The following is a 15,056-nucleotide window of genomic DNA, read 5'->3' as shown; positions in this document are numbered from 1 at the left end:
ATCGCGCCCGCCCTGTGGCCAACATGCTTACTTGGCAGGGCCGGTGTCGAGGTTGGGATATTTGATCCCCAACTGATCAAGGTAGGTCGGATATTTGGCCGCGTCGTAATAGTATTTTTCCATGAAGGGGCGAAGTTGCGCCATCGTGGTTTCATTGCGATGGATCGCGGGCTTGTCGCTGGCCACGATCACCGGATCATAGGTCTGGGTCTTGAGTTGGACATTCTGGAAATAGTCCTTGGCATCGGCCAGCAATTTGGGCGTGGTCATCAGGTCCAGAATGGTCATCGCCGCCGCCTTGGCGCCCACTACGGCCCCCTTATGGGCGATAGGCGTCGCCATGGCCATGGCCGCCGTGGCATGGTGGAATATCACATTGGGCACATTGCTGGGATAGCCGATGGTGATGGTCGGCACGGTCCACATCACATCGCCAATGTCATCGGATGCGCCCATACCGCCCTTGCGGTTTTCCGGGGTGGACAGCGGGCTGACCTCTGTGGGCAGCGGTGCTGGCTTGAAACCATTGGCTTTTTGAATGGCGGCGGCAAAGGCTTGGTCGTCCGCGCTCCATTTGGGCATGCCCACGGCCTTGATATTGGCATAGGCGGCCTCGGCCATCGGCTTGTTGCCGAAATTGGGCGCGGCATAGCCAAGAACCTGACGCGTAACCGTCGTGCCGGTCTGCAGTGCGGCGCCTTGTGCGATCTGGTTGCCGGTTTCATACAGGTTGCGCACGGCGGCAAAACTGGTGTCGCGGAAATAGTACCAGACGCTGGCCGTGCCGGGCACGACATTGGGCTGGCCGCCGCCATCGCTGATCACATAATGCGAACGTTGCGATAAAGGCAGATGTTCGCGGCGGAAATTCCACGCCACGTCCATCAATTCGACCCCGTCCAGAGCCGATCGGCCATCCCATGGCATGGCGGCGGAATGGGCGGTCTTGCCATGGAATGTATATTCGACCGATACCATGCCGTTCAGGCCAAGATCGCCATAGCCGGTGCCGAAACCGGAATTCACATGGGCAAAAATATTGGCATCGACACCTTTGAACATGCCTTCGCGGACATAGAACGCCTTGGTCGCCAGCAATTCTTCGGCAACGCCGGGCCAGACCATCAGGCGGCCGGGAATCTTGTGGGCGATCATCACTTGTTTGGCGGCAATCGCGGCGGCAATCATCATCGGCAGGCCCGAATTATGCCCTTCACCATGGCCCGGCGCGCTGGGCACCAAAGGCTTGATGGTGGGCGAACCGGGGGTTTGCGATACGCCCAACAGTCCGTCAATGTCGCTGCCCAGAGCGATCAGCGGACCGCCTTCGCCCCATGTTGCGGTAAAGGCGGTGGGAATGCCGGCCACGCCGCGCGTTACCTTGAAACCATTCTTTTCCAGTATGTCCGCCAGATAGGCCGAGGTTCGCACCTCCTGAAAACCCGGTTCGGCGAATGAGAACACAGTGTCGATCATCACCTGAAGGTTCTTGGTCTGCGCGTCGACGTCGGCGGCGACTTCGGTCTTGAGAGCGGCAGGCGCTGCGGCTTGCGCGGCGTTGCTGGCCAGAGCGAGGGGCAGGAGGGCGACCATACCTGCCATCTTTGCGCGCTTTGCCTTGGCGAATGTCTTGTTCCAAATCGTCATTGTGCAGACCCCCGACACCAGATGTTCGTTGGAGGATGGACGATTGGACATGCGCCCCCTCTTGCATGGAGGTTACCTTAAGAATCCCACCTTTTCTCGTTAAAGATTTGCCATTTTTGCGGAATCATTGGCGAATAGCATCATATTTGGCGAGTTTTGCGACGGAAGCCTTTGGTTCGATTTGAATCGCGATGGGGCGTTAGGGGCAAGAGATATAAATTTTCGTGACGGCTTGACGGAATTTCAAATCAGCCGATAAATGTAAATGAGAGTCACTCGCAACAAATTAGGGGTTGCGCCCCTGCATCTATGGGTGGGGGTGAAGGTTTCGCAGCGCCCAGCGGGCACATGGACCAAGCAGAGGAACCGCTTTGATGTATCAGTATCTCGATTGCCCGATCGCAGACCTGCCAAAAGGCGCGAGATTTCTGATCGCCGCCATGCGCCGTTGGGTCGTTGCGGTTGGTTTGGGGCGATGCGTGTCGGTCCAGATGGTTCCGCTCTTTGGTGCGCGTCAATTGCTGGCGGGGCTTCAGCCTTTCCTGCATGCGATGGCCATGATCAACCGTTACGGTTTGAACAATTTTCACTTCGGCAATCCGGGGTGCAACCATGTGCATGAAGATGAAGCGATCCTGCTGGCCATGATGCAGCGCTTGCGCGAAGGGGATTTGGACCGCGTTCGTGCCATGGTTGGTCGGATTGTCGAGGATGAGGCGGCGCAACACCTGATACAGGCTTTTTGCGAATTGGACCGCGCAATGCGAGCGGCTGGGCTGGAACTGATGCGGCCCGAAGCGGCAAGTGGCGCTGCCCGGAAAATATAGGTGTTCTGGTTGGTGTTGAACCATCGCTTGACCGGCCTTGCGATGAGGTAGAATGAAATCGTGCAGGAGGTAGGACATGATCTTTGATCGCACCCGTCCGGCCAATGATGCCGAGCCGCTGGCTTTTGGCTGCGGGGAACATCTGGTCCTTTGGGCCTGTCGGCGTTCGGCTGATTGGCGGCAAAGCCATGATGATCTGGCGCCGGAATTGCTGGATGCTTGCGGCGCTGGCGCAATGGAGATCATGGGCGCGCTGGACCTGTTTGCCTCTTGCCTTTGCGCGGCGCGTGGCGGCTTTCCCCGGCTGCAACCATGCGGATCGCTGGATGTAAGCGAAGATGAACTGCGCCTTTTGCGCCTTGTTTCGGCCTGTCAACATGGCCGGTTCGACCATGCCCAGCAATTGTTGCAAGGAGTGGTGGGGGCTGAACATGGCGCCGAACTTCTGTTGGCAACATCGGCCCTGGCCGAAGCCTTGATGGCCGGCGGACTGGAGATTGGCCTTCGCCCTTTGACGGTGGGTGTTTGTCCGCAAAAGGCGTTGGCGCCCGGCCACACTATTGCGTCAGGCGCGTCACCATCGCGTGAATGACCGACAATTGCGCTCCGCTTTGCGTCTGGAAATTGAGGCCTGAATAGCCCCACCAATCCCAGCATCCCATTGGATTGACGGGCATATTGCTCTTGTTCACCTGTGGATAGAGCAAGATGATACGGTTGGTATCGGCCCAGGCATTATAGCCCAACCGGCCATAGACCGCATCGCCCACCATATCCGCGCTTTGCCCGCATCCGTGAAAAACGACATGGACCCCGCATTGGCCTGCGCCATTCTTGCAACCGGCCGGGACATAGACATAGCCTTGCGCGGCCATCCCGCTGCTGGTGGCGCCGGTAAATTCGGTTTGGTCAAACGGGGTGGGCGTCGATGACAGGCTAACCGATTTGGGGCTGAGTTTGCCGTAGATGTGCGAAAGCACGGCGGCAGGTTGATCGTAGAGCGTTGTGCCCAATTTACATTCATTGACATAGGGCGTCGCGTTGACGCTGCATGTGTTGCCGAAATTGCTGGAGATGAAGGCGTGGCCTGCGGCGGTCTTGTTTACATAGCGCAGGCTGGTCTGGGGGATGCCCGCGGCGACATAGAAATCGCGCACCGCGTTCATCGCGCTTTGCTTGACCACGCTGTCCTTGGTGCCGCTGAACAGATAGACCTTATGCGTGGCTATTTTGCCCACCGGGTCGATCATTCCCATCATCGCGAAACTGTTGGCCGCGCCAAAAGAGGCAAGGCCGCTGGGTGTGCCCTGCATACAGGTGGTGATGCCGCCCGGATTGACCCAAGCGCAATTGTATGGCCCGCCAGCCACCACGCCGACGCCCATGACACCCGATGAAAAGGCCACGTCATATTGCACCGCCATAAAGGCGCCTGACGACAGGCCCGACACCGACACGCGCGTCGCATCGGCGTGGAGCGCGGGCAGTTTGTCCGCTGCTGCTGCTGCCGGAATACTCAAGAGGTAGAGTGCGATCGAAAGTGATAATCTCATTCGACGGATACGCATAATGACCCCCTGAAAATGTCAAGGTTGCGATGGATATGATTCGGAAATTGTGATTGCCCTCAATAAAGGGGATCCTATCACGCGGCGTTGCTGGGGACACACATTCTTTTCGCATTTGCAGCGGCAATGGATCTTTGCCAAAATTACTAATGATTTATGAGCAATGGAATAAGGATTTTTTGAAATTACATTGTCATTGTTGCAAACATTATTCTATCGTACCGCTGTTGATGTCGCCAATTTCATGCCAAAGGAAATCAACAGGCCCCCGTCAATTCGGTCCAGCTTCGGCACCGCGCCGGGCCTGCGCCAAAAGCTTGGCCGTGGCCGCGATCAATCGTTCATGTCACCTATCCATGCGGCCATATCGCGTTTGGCATGGAGCACGCGCCAGACATCAACATGGGTGGGGTAGGGCATATAGAAAACCACCCATGGAAAGGGCTTTAACCGAACCGACCGCAATCCGGGCAGATTGAGTTCATGCGCCCACCGCGTCGATCCAGCCTGCGCATGGGTGCCAATATAGGCATAGGCATGTTCCAGCGCATCGATGAAGGCATAGGCCGTGTCGAGGCCTGCTTCCTGAACATAATGATCGACGGCCTGCTCAATATCCTCCAGCGCGCGGGCGCGGGGCACAACGGGAAGCGTGTTCACGTTGGTTACGAGGGTTTGCGTTGAGCGGCGCGTTCGCGAAGGCTTTGGAAATAACCGGCATCGACCGGTGCCCCCGCGGGTGAACGTGCCCCGTCCATCAACATTTCGCGCAGGGCCTGTGCATCCTGATCCTTGCGGATCAATTCGCGCACATATTCGCTGCTCGTGCCATAGCCCCGGCTGTTGACCTGTTGGTCAACAAAGGCCTTGAGCGCGTCAGGCAGCGAGATGTTCATCGTGGACATGCTGGCAATATAGCGCCTTTGGCAAAAATTGGCAAGAACTCAGGCGATACGATAGATATCCAGATGCACCGCCGCGCCCTTTTTCCCGCCGGTGGCCAAAAACAGCGAGCGATTGACCCAATCATAGCGCGGATCACCGCTTTCCAGCCGGATAAAGGTGCGCATGTAATAGTCGGAAAACGGCACATCTTCGCCCGCCACGGCGCGCGCGGCGGTTTCGGGGGCCATATGGCGGATGCCTTGCGAAATGACCTCTATCACGGCGCCGTCATCAGTTTCCATAGCATAGCGGGCATCAAGTTGCGCCAGTCCGCCGTTTTGAACCGTTTGCCAATCGGCGCCGATGTTCAGGATGCGTCCATTGATGCGTTCGCCCGTGACCGTGCCGCCCACGATGGGGATGATCCGCCGAATGCCCCCCGGACATTCGCCCATCTCATGCGGGCGGGTCAGGGCAATTTCCAGCCTGCAAACCGGCTCAAGCAAGGGCGTCATCGCTCTGCCTTTCTTCTACTCGCGCACCGGCAGGGATGATCGGCGGCGCGGCATTGAGCGCATCACGCGCAAAACCGGCGGCGGTTTGATAGGCCAGCATGAATTGTTTGCGCTCAGCCTCGGGAATGACATCATCGATATTGTCGAATTTCCCGCCGCAACGTTCATCGACCAGATTGAGCAGACCAAAAGGCCCGGCCCCGCGATTGCGCATGGCCAGTTGCCCGACCGGCCCGCATAATTCGGCATCAAATGCGGCCAGAGCCTTGGCATTGACGCCATGTTCGATGAAACAGCGGCCCAAGGTGCGGGCGTCGATCATCGCCTGTGACGCGCCATTTGATCCGGTCGGATACATCGGATGGGCCGCATCCCCAATCAGGCCCACCGAACCATCGACCCATGTGGAGATCGGATCGCGGTCAATCATCGGATTTTCATAGGCCACATCCGATTTGGCCAGCAGCGCCGGAAGATCGAGCCAGTCATAGACAAAGCCATCGAAATGATGCGCGAAATCGGACAAGTCACAGGGCCGGAACCACCCGGTCTTGGTCCAGTCATGCGTGGCGTCATAGGTCTGCTCGGCGATCCAGTTGATATCGGCCAGCCCGTTTTCGTCCGGCGCCGAGATCGGATAGATCACCACCCGGTGGCGATGTGTGCCAAGGCCGACAAAGGACGAGCCCGTACGGATCGGCACGCCCCGCGCCGTGCCGCGCCACATTAATGTGCCGCCCCAACGGATTGGCGGCTGATCCGGGTGCATTTGCGCGCGCACGCTGGAATGAATGCCATCCGCCCCGATCAGCAACGCGCCATGTTCATCCACCACCGTACCATCGGCCAGAGTGACATGGGCTACCACGCTGCCATCGGCCTGTTGCGTATAGCCCGTGACCTTTTGCCCCAGACGCACCGAGTCCGCGCCCAGACGCTCGATAGCATGGGCGTGGAGCAGCAGGTGGAAACGCCCGCGATGCACCGCATATTGATGCCAGTGATAGCCTGCGCTCTTGCCGCGTGTCTCGCTGTAGATATCCTTGCCGTTCAGGCCGACCAGCGCCCATTCCTTGGCGGCGATGCCGACGGCATCCATTTCCGCCTCACCAATGCCAAGGGCTTCGAGTTCGCGCACCGCATTGGGTTGCAGATTGATGCCCACGCCCAGCGGGCGAAGCTCACTCGTGCTTTCAAACACGGTGCAGGGCACCCCGATCTGATGCAGCGTCAGCGCCAGCGCAAGGCCGCCGATACCACCGCCTGCGATCATAACCCGATTGTGAACCATGCTATCCTCTGCCCAAAGCTTGCGCGCAGTCTGCTATTGCCCGCAACATTCCTGCGCGCGGGTAGACCAGCGGTCGGGCGAAATCAAAACATTTGGTGCATGACATGGAAATGTCACTGAAATGACCAACCCCTGTCACGCGCATCGGCAAAAGGCACCTTACGAATCATAAGGGGGTCTTGCTTCATGTTTTCTTCACGTTTGCTCGCGGCCAGCGCGCTGGCCGCGATTGTCGCTGCTTGCCCGTTGCACGCTGAAACCGCCGCCGCCGTCGAAGCCGCCCCGGCCGATGCCGCCGCCGCAGAAGGCGATGGTCTGGAAACCATCACCGTCACCGCGCAAAAGCGTAAGGAAGATTTGCAATCGACGCCGATCTCGATTTCGGTGTTGACGAACACGGCTCTGGAAAATCGCCACGTCACCTCGCTGCTCGATCTGGGCGATGGCGCGATCCCCAGCCTCAAGGTTGCGCCCTTCTTTTCACGTCCGGGCGCGTTGATCGTCAACATTCGCGGCGTCGGCGTTTTGTCGGACTCGAACCAGCCCGCCCGCGATCAGGGCGTGGGTGTTTATGTCGATGGCGTTTATCAGGGCCGCGCACAGGGTCTTGGCACAGCATTATTCGACGTTGAAAATATCGAAGTGCTCAAAGGTCCGCAGGGCACGCTGTTTGGCCGCAACACCGAAGGCGGCGCGGTCAATATCGTGACCAAGAAACCCAGCGGCAAATTCAAGCTCAACGCCACCGGCGGCCTTGGCAATTATGGCAGCAACAAGGCCGAGATCCACCTCGACCTGCCCGAATTCGCCAATATTGCGCTTAAGGTGGACGCCGTCACCGCGCATCGCGACGCCTTTGTCCGCAATCCGCTGGCGGGGGCGTTGGGCTTTAACGCCTATACCAAACATGGCTATCACATCGAAGCCCTGTGGCGCCCGGCCAGCAATTTCAGCGCTGACCTGTCCTATGACAATTCGCATGACGAGACCAGCACGCTCTATATGCAGCAGGTTTCGGCGGGCACCGGCCTTCCGGCTTCCAGCAGCGGCAGCGCGGCCGTTCCCGCCAACATCACCGCCGCCATGTTCAAGCTGGAGCCGCATCGTTCATCGGTGGCCGCCGTCGGCGTGCCGCAACAGCCCAGTGTCGGGCAGGCCGATGGCTGGCGCCTTGGTCTGGAATGGCAGGTGGCCCAGCATCTGAGCCTGCGTTCGATCACGGCCTATCGTGAAATGACCCAGACCCAGTATGACAATGGCTCGGCCAGCCCCTCGATGCAGCAGGGTTATACCTCGACGGCCACCTTCACCAATTTCGCCTTTGGTCGCTACAGCCTGGCCCCGTTCCGCCAGAACCAGTTCAGCCAGGAAATTCAGGCCGTGGGCGAATTGCCGCGCCTGAAATATCAGGCCGGCGCGCTCTATTATGTCGAGCGTGTGCAGGACGCCGCGCAGGCCTTCAACACCGTGCGTTTCAATGATGCGGCAGGCAGCACCTATTCGGTCCTCTCGGTCGATTACAACGGGCAGGTCATCCAGCGCGCCAGCCATGTGAAAACCACCAGCACCGGCGTCTATGGTCAGGCCACCTATACGCCACCGATGCTGAACGATGCCGCGCATCTGACGGTCGGCGCACGCTGGACCAATGACAAGAAGGACGGCAGCCTGTTCCTGGTCAATGGCGCGACGCCGGTGGTGCCGGTCAATGGCGTCAATGTCCGGGCGCCGGTTCTGCTCAACGCTTCGTGGTCGCGCGTAGATCCAATGATCAATCTGGCCATTGACGCGTCGCGCGACGTTCATCTCTATGGCAAATGGAGCACGGGCTATCGTGCAGGGGGCGCCAATTCGCGCTCGCTGGCCTATCGCCAGTTCAACCCGGAAACGGTTTCTATGTTCGAAATCGGCGCCAAGACCGAATTTTTCGATCACCGCGCCCGTTTCAACATTGCCGCCTATGCGGGCAATTACAAGAATATCCAGCTCGACTTCAGCGGCCTGTATGAAGACGTCGTCAATGGCGTGCGCGTGGCCACCACCCGCACCACCACCGACACCGTCAATGCGCCGGGCACCGGCCATATGAAGGGCATTGAGGCTGAACTGACGCTGGCCCCGGTCAAGGGCCTGACGATGAGCGCGTCCTATGCCTATAACCATGTTTCGATCCCCGCGACGGTCAACCCATTCCCCCAGACCGGCGGCGTGTTCATCACCGTGCCCGTGCCGATCTATCAGGTTTATACCCCTGAACATTCGGCCAGCGGTTCGATCGATTACGAAACACTGGTGGGTCAGGGCGACGTGAAGCTGCGCTTCCACATCGATGGCAATTATGACTCCGGTTTTTATGCCAACTATACGGATTCGAATTATGACAGCGTGACCCGCGCCGTCCGCTATGCCCAGCCCAAGGGCGATGCGGGGCTGGTGTTTAATGGCCGTATCGCTCTGGCCGATATGGAAATGCCGCAGACGGGCGCGAAAATGACGATCGCCTTGTGGGCGCGCAATTTGTTCAACGAAGAACACATGTTCTACAAATCGGGCAGCGCGCAGGCCGGAGTCAGCGGTTTCTTTAACGATCCGCGTACCTTTGGTGGTGAAGTCAACATTAAGTTCTGATGATGCAAAAGGGAACAGCCATGCGTCAATTCACCTCGATAGCCATGCTTGGCGCTTTGGCGCTGGCTTGTCCCACAAGCTTTGCTTTGCAGGCGCGGCCCGTTGCGGTGGCGCCTGTTTCTGGGCCTGTCGCTCCCGCCGGCATTGCGCCCTCGCGCGTGGTGCCGTTGCAGGGCGGGCGCAATTTCCGCGACCTTGGCGGCTATCGCACCGCCGATGGGCGCAAGGTCAAATGGGGGTTGCTCTATCGTTCGGGTTCGATGACGGGCCTGACCGCCGATGATTACGCGGCGCTGGAAAAGCGCGGTATTCGCGTGGTTTGCGATTTGCGTTCCACCGCCGAGCGTCAGGCCGAACCTGTGGCATGGCCCCATGCTCTGCCGCGGGTACTGGCCGATGATTATGCGATGGATAATGGACAATTCCTGCCCAGGGGCGACCCGCGCCAGTTTACCGCCGATCAGGTGCGCGGGGCGATGGCCTCGTCCTATCCGCGCCTGTTGACGCAATTCAACGGCCAATATCGTCGCATGTTTGGCGAGCTTTTGGCCGGTCACGCGCCGCTGGCCTTCAATTGTTCGGCGGGCAAGGATCGCACCGGCATTGGTGCGGCGCTGATCCTGACCGCTTTGGGCGTGCCGCGTGAAACGGTGATTGGTGATTACATGCTGTCCAATCAAACGCTGGACCCGGCCAAATTGATGGGCGGCAAGGCGATGGCCAACAGCCCCTTTGCAACCTTGCCGCCTGAGGCGCTCAAGCTGCTGGTAGGTGTGGACCGCTCTTATATCGAAGCAGTTTTTGCCGTGATCGACGGCCATAATGGCGGGGCGATGGGTTACCTTCAGGACGAGTTGGGCCTTGGTGCCGGAGAGATCCTCCGTCTGCGTCAATTCTATTTGACCAAGGTCTGAATACAGGGCGCGCGCTCTAGGCGCGCGCTTTCCGGCTGATCCTTCCGCTGCGTTTTTTCATCCAGATGATGACGCCTGTGATCGACAGCATCGTCACCATGGCCCCGATTACACTGACCCCGATGCGCCAGACCATGCCGCCGACATGGGCGGTATGGATGGCCTCGGCCCATGTGGTGATGGTGTTGGCGCTGCGCTGGCCTGTCGGGATCTGCACCGCGCGCAACGCGCCGCTATTGCCGTCAAAGCCGACGAAAGAGCCGCCGCCATGGCGCGATATATCCGCGTCCGAGGTGAAGCCATAGACATAGGCACCGGTGGACGGTATATACCAGAGATAGGTCTCGCCTTCGCCAAGCACCTTTTGCCCGGCCTGCGCCATTTCCTTTTGCGCCAGCGCCTTGCCGCGCTCGACAGCCTGATCAAAGGACAAATGCGGGGTCCAGCGCGGCGAGGGGAGCAGCGCCGATTGATAGATCGCGCTATTGTCCTTGCCGCCCAGAGCCTGCATCACCGGGCCATAGACCTGCGGCAGGTTGAAGGACACGCTGGAGATCGCAAAGACCAGCAGCACCGGCCAGATCCATAAGCCGCCCGCGCGGTGCAGGTCGAAATTGAGTTTGTAACGCGATGCGCCCCAACGGACCGCCCATGCGGGCGCCCATCGGGCAAACCACCCCTGACGCGCGGGCACCTTTGTCGCGACGGGCAGGGTGAGGTAAAAGCCGACAAAGCAATCCACCACCCACACCAGCGCCGCCACGCCAAAGGCCAGCAACCCCCATTGCCCCAACGCCAGACTGTAATGCAGGCGATAGATGAAGGGCATCAGGTTCTTGAACCCTTGCGCGATATTCCCCCATTGGCGACGGCCCAGTTCCGCCCCGGTATAGGGATCGATGAAAAGATCATCCCAAGCTGGGGCGTCGGCGCGGGGCAGGCCGGTCTTGGCGTCGGGCCATGTCAGGTAAAGGCGAAGGGAATGGCCTTGCTCGACCGCCATGGGGATGTAATCGATCCGCGCGCCGGGATAGCGGGCCAAAACCCGACGCCGCAATTCCAGCGTCGAGAGCGGAACTGCGCCCGGCGAGGGCGGGGCGGCCAGTTGCAGGTGGGGCGCGGTGGCCACCTCCAATTCGTCGATCCACGACAGGAAGATGCCGGTAAACCCCGCCACGGCCAGAAACAGGGCCAGTGTAAGCCCCGCCCAGCGATGCGCCACAACCCAGAATTGCCGCCCCATCATCGATCAGAACGCCACCGAAAGCGTGCCCGACACGCTGCGCGGCGCGGCATAGAAGCCTTGTCCCCACTTCAGGCTGCCCTGATAATGGACATTGCCGACATTGCGCAAATTGACGCTGGCGCGGACATGGGGGGCGAGCCTGGCGCTGGCCATCAGATCCAGCACGGCATAGGATTTTTGCGTGATCACGACCGGATCAGTGACGACGCCATAGGCGACGACCGAACTGTCGGTTGTGCGAATGTCATTCTGCCACCGCAATTGCGTGCCCAGTTTCAGGTCATGGAAGGTGGGCACGCTATAGGTGCTGGACAGCTTGAAGGTTTTGGTGGGCAGATAGGTGCGGGTCGGCGCGCCGTTCTGATCATGCACTTCAAGCCCGGTATAGCCGCCGCTGATCGACCATTGCGGGGTGATCATGCCGGTGACTTCCAGTTCGAAGCCGCGCGATGTCGTGTCCACGCCCCGGTAATAGGTCGTGCCGACGCGACCTGCGCCACCCACGCCGAATGTGCCGGCGGCCTCGGCAAGACCCGTCTGGCGGGCGCGGAAAATGGCGGCGCTGGCGTACAGGCGCTTGTTGAACCATTCGCTCTTGATGCCGCCCTCGATGCTGGTGCCCTTGGCCGGGTTCAGGCGGACGTTGTTGACGTCCACTTCGACCTGCGGATTATAGATGTCGTTATAGCTGGCATAGAGCGAGATGTTTTTGGTCGCGTCAAACACCAGCCCGGCATAGGGGCTGAGCGCGGAATTGCGGCGGGTCTGGTCGACATCGTAATTCACCCCCGATGAACGCAGCCACATGGCACTGGCCCCGAAGACGCCCTTTAACCGGTCGGTGATATTGGCGTGGATCGCGCCATAGATGCGGGTCAATTTGTCGCGGCTGTCCTCGGACAGGACTTCGGAGGCATAGGAGCCTTCGGCCGGATAGATGCCATTGACCGCCCAATCCGTCACCGAGGCATAGGAAGGATAGGAGAGCGTCGATTGCGAATATTCGCGGCCATGCATCGTGGCATGGGACACGCCGATCGACAACTGATGCTCGCGACCGAACAGTTTGACGGGGCCGGACGCCTGACCATCGAACAGGTTCTGGTCATAGGGCGAGCGATAGATGCCCGGCCATGCCGCATTGCCAAGGCCGGTCGTCGCATCGGCATAGCCAAAACCATAGAGCAGCTTTGCGTTCGATTCCCGGTGGTTGTAGGTATAGCGTCCGCGCGCCTGCCAGCCATTCTGGCCTTTCCATTCCAGTTCGGCAAAGGCGGTCTGGTCGGTGATGTTCCAATAGGTCCATGGTGCCGACGTGCTGGCCGAGACGGGATAGCTGACCCGCGTGCCATTGGTGTAAAGCAGCGGCAGCGAACCCCACAGCACGCCGCGCGCGTTGTTTTCCTGACGCGTATATCCGGCGTTGAGGGTCAGGCGGGGCGTGAATTCATAGGACACCAGAGCGCCGTAAACATTGCGGTTCACGTGGTTGTAACGCAGGTAGCTGTCGCGCTGATCATGGGCATAGATCAGGCGCAGCGCCAGTTTACCATCCTTGGTCAGCGCGCCCGAAACATCGCCATCGACGCGCCACTGGTTCCAGCTGCCCGCCTGAGCATTAGCCTTGACGTGGAAGTCCTTGGTCGGGCGCTTGCGCAGGTAATTGATCGTGGCCGATGGGTTGCCGATGCCGGTCATCAGCGCATTGGCGCCGCGAATGGCTTCGACCCTTTCGTAAAGCACCGTGTCGACCTCGCCATAGGAAATGCCCCAGCGCAGGGGGAGGCCGATGCCGTCGATCTGGAAATTGGTCACGTCAAACCCGCGTGACGTATATTCGGTGCGGTCGGTTTCAACGCGCTCGACATTGATGCCGACGGCCTGCGTCAGCAGATCATTCACGTTGGTAAGAGCAAAATCGTCGATACGCTGGCGATCGATGACGGTCACCGATTGCGGGGTTTCGCGCAGGGTAAGCGAGAGGCCGGTGGCGCTGGGCGTTTCGCGCTGGGCGGCACCGGTTACGACGATGGAATTGGCGTCACCGGCATCGTTTTCTTCGGCGGCGTTGGCGATGGAGGGGGCCGCAAACGCGCAAAGAGCAACGGAAGACATCAGGGCAAGACGCTGGGGCATGACAACCTTTCAAGGGGGATGAATATCTATGCCGCGACTCGCTATTGCAACTCACTTGCATTTTCAAGTCAAAAGAGCATAGGCAGCCCAACACCTTTCGCCGATGGAATAATCGCGAATTATCATAAGGTTTGAATATTCGAAGGTGGGGTGACGAGGCTGGCCTCAGGCCGGAGCAGGGCCGACCGAATCCCGCAATATCAGCTCAAAACCCAGTTCAGAGCCGTTGTTGCCTTCATCATTTTCCTTGCGGTCAATCAGCATGAGCGCTGCCGTTTCGGCCATCGCCTCGATGGGTTGATAAACCGTGGTCAAATAGGGCCATGTCGTGCGCGCCACCCAACTGTCGTCAAAGCCGCAGATCGAAACATCTTTGGGCACCAAAAGGCCAAGCTGATTGCAGGCGGCCATAACACCTGCGGCCGAATCGTCATTGGCGGCAAAAATGGCCGTTGGGCGTTGCGCCGCCGTCAAAAGTTCGCGCCCGGCTTGGATGCCCATTTCAAAGGCAAAGCCACCCATCGCTTCGGTTATCACGACATCCGGATCGATCGCGCGCAGCCGGTTGATGAAACCGACGCGGCGTGTGTGCGCTGCGCCATGTTGTTCGGGACCATTGACCAGACCGATACGCCGATGCCCATGTTTGTAGAGCAAATCGGCAACATGGGCGGCGGCGGCCTCGTCATTGATGGTGACCGACATGGATCGCCCGGCATCCAGCACCGGAGCCAGGCGGGCATAACGCGCGCCATAGCGTTCCAACTCATCCAGAACACGCGGATCATCGCTGATCGGCGGAGTCAGGACAAAGCCGTCGCATCGCGCGTTACGGAAAATGGCATCCAGTTGGGTGTAAAGCGTCGTCGCATCGGCAGTCGTATCGATGGAGTCGATGCGCAGATGGTATTGCCGCGCAAGGCATGCCCGATAGGCGCCGCCCAGAACCTTCATCGTGTAATTGGGGCTGGGATTGTCGAACAGCACGCTGATTGTGAAACTGCGCGTGCCGGCCAGCGAGCGTGCCGCGGTATCAGGCACGTAATTGAGCTGGGCGATCGCGGCCTGAACTTTTTCCCGCAAGGCGGCCGAGACATAGGGTTCGTTATTGATGACCCGCGAAACGCTCTTGAGCGCAACCCCGGCTATTTTGGCGACATCGGCCATGGTGGCATGTTGGCCGGTATGGGGGGGGCGCGGGGCGGGGCGATCAGATGTATCGGTCATTTCATTTTCCAGATCCGGCCAAGACAGTCAAATACCCCCAGATCGAGGCTGACGGATGGCCGTCGTTCTGTTCTTCTTGTCTTCATCTGGTTGTGGGTGCGTTGACTTGAATGTCAAGCGGCCATGAGGGGATTCGCTCCGGCGCCATTTATCTGTGCGCTGCGATTGCGAG

The 15,056-nt window shown here is 59.4% G+C and carries 13 protein-coding genes; 4 read left to right on the top strand and 9 right to left on the bottom strand.

All coding sequences use genetic code 11. The features are described from left to right. Positions 1-27: 27 nt before the first annotated feature. On the bottom strand, positions 28-1,602 hold the full coding sequence (locus ACZ9HU_RS03440; protein WP_476102416.1) for an amidohydrolase: 1,575 nt from the start codon (positions 1,600-1,602) through the stop codon (positions 28-30). Between the two features lie 419 nt (positions 1,603-2,021). Here ACZ9HU_RS03440 and ACZ9HU_RS03435 point away from each other — a divergent pair, with 419 nt between their 5' ends. Continuing rightward, on the top strand, positions 2,022-2,474 hold the full coding sequence (locus ACZ9HU_RS03435) for a hypothetical protein (protein WP_476102329.1): 453 nt from the start codon (positions 2,022-2,024) through the stop codon (positions 2,472-2,474). Between the two features lie 76 nt (positions 2,475-2,550). After that, positions 2,551-3,066, top strand: coding sequence for a hypothetical protein (locus ACZ9HU_RS03430; RefSeq protein ID WP_476102327.1), 516 nt, complete (start codon positions 2,551-2,553; stop codon positions 3,064-3,066). Here the strand turns inward: ACZ9HU_RS03430 and ACZ9HU_RS03425 are convergent. The 5 genes from ACZ9HU_RS03425 to ACZ9HU_RS03405 all read right to left on the bottom strand — a co-directional run bounded on the left by ACZ9HU_RS03425 (position 3,032) and on the right by ACZ9HU_RS03405 (position 6,733). Further along, positions 3,032-4,027 carry an extracellular catalytic domain type 2 short-chain-length polyhydroxyalkanoate depolymerase gene (locus ACZ9HU_RS03425; protein WP_476102325.1) on the bottom strand — a complete coding sequence of 332 codons (996 nt, stop codon included), beginning with the start codon at positions 4,025-4,027 and terminating at the stop codon, positions 3,032-3,034. The two genes, ACZ9HU_RS03430 and ACZ9HU_RS03425, sit on opposite strands and share 35 nt — an antisense overlap. A gap of 348 nt (positions 4,028-4,375) precedes the next feature. Continuing rightward, positions 4,376-4,702: a type II toxin-antitoxin system RelE/ParE family toxin gene (locus tag ACZ9HU_RS03420; protein WP_476102322.1), complete on the bottom strand. Its 327-nt coding sequence runs from the start codon at positions 4,700-4,702 to the stop codon at positions 4,376-4,378. A gap of 5 nt (positions 4,703-4,707) precedes the next feature. Continuing rightward, a complete protein-coding gene (locus ACZ9HU_RS03415; protein ID WP_476102320.1) occupies positions 4,708-4,947 on the bottom strand; it encodes a type II toxin-antitoxin system ParD family antitoxin in 240 nt (79 codons plus the stop codon). A 39-nt stretch (positions 4,948-4,986) separates the two neighbouring features. Then, complete coding sequence (locus ACZ9HU_RS03410; protein WP_476102318.1) at positions 4,987-5,442, bottom strand: DUF3237 domain-containing protein; 456 nt, start codon at positions 5,440-5,442, stop codon at positions 4,987-4,989. Beyond that, positions 5,426-6,733: a flavin-dependent oxidoreductase gene (locus ACZ9HU_RS03405; RefSeq protein ID WP_476102316.1), complete on the bottom strand. Its 1,308-nt coding sequence runs from the start codon at positions 6,731-6,733 to the stop codon at positions 5,426-5,428. Before ACZ9HU_RS03405 ends, ACZ9HU_RS03410 begins: the two co-directional genes overlap by 17 nt. A gap of 186 nt (positions 6,734-6,919) precedes the next feature. On the opposite strand from ACZ9HU_RS03405, the gene ACZ9HU_RS03400 reads away from it, so the two are divergent. Next, positions 6,920-9,361: a TonB-dependent receptor gene (locus tag ACZ9HU_RS03400; RefSeq protein WP_476102314.1), complete on the top strand. Its 2,442-nt coding sequence runs from the start codon at positions 6,920-6,922 to the stop codon at positions 9,359-9,361. Positions 9,362-9,381: 20 nt separating this feature from the next. Continuing rightward, complete coding sequence (locus ACZ9HU_RS03395) at positions 9,382-10,275, top strand: tyrosine-protein phosphatase (RefSeq protein WP_476102312.1); 894 nt, start codon at positions 9,382-9,384, stop codon at positions 10,273-10,275. A gap of 16 nt (positions 10,276-10,291) precedes the next feature. Here the strand turns inward: ACZ9HU_RS03395 and ACZ9HU_RS03390 are convergent, their stop codons facing one another. The 3 genes from ACZ9HU_RS03390 to ACZ9HU_RS03380 form a co-directional block, all read right to left on the bottom strand. Next, positions 10,292-11,521, bottom strand: a complete 1,230-nt coding sequence (locus ACZ9HU_RS03390; RefSeq protein WP_476102310.1) for a PepSY-associated TM helix domain-containing protein — start codon at positions 11,519-11,521, stop codon at positions 10,292-10,294. Between the two features lie 3 nt (positions 11,522-11,524). Further along, a complete protein-coding gene (locus ACZ9HU_RS03385) occupies positions 11,525-13,636 on the bottom strand; it encodes a TonB-dependent siderophore receptor (protein ID WP_476102308.1) in 2,112 nt (703 codons plus the stop codon). Between the two features lie 186 nt (positions 13,637-13,822). After that, the gene (locus ACZ9HU_RS03380) at positions 13,823-14,884 is read right to left on the bottom strand and encodes a LacI family DNA-binding transcriptional regulator (RefSeq protein ID WP_476102306.1); all 1,062 of its coding nucleotides are present in this window, start codon (positions 14,882-14,884) and stop codon (positions 13,823-13,825) included. Between the last annotated feature and the right edge of the window lie 172 nt (positions 14,885-15,056).

The sequence above is a fragment of the Novosphingobium sp. Sphag1I genome (assembly GCF_056279125.1).
Note: the sequence above shows the minus strand (reverse complement) of the source record. Positions and strands in the feature narration are given on the sequence as shown.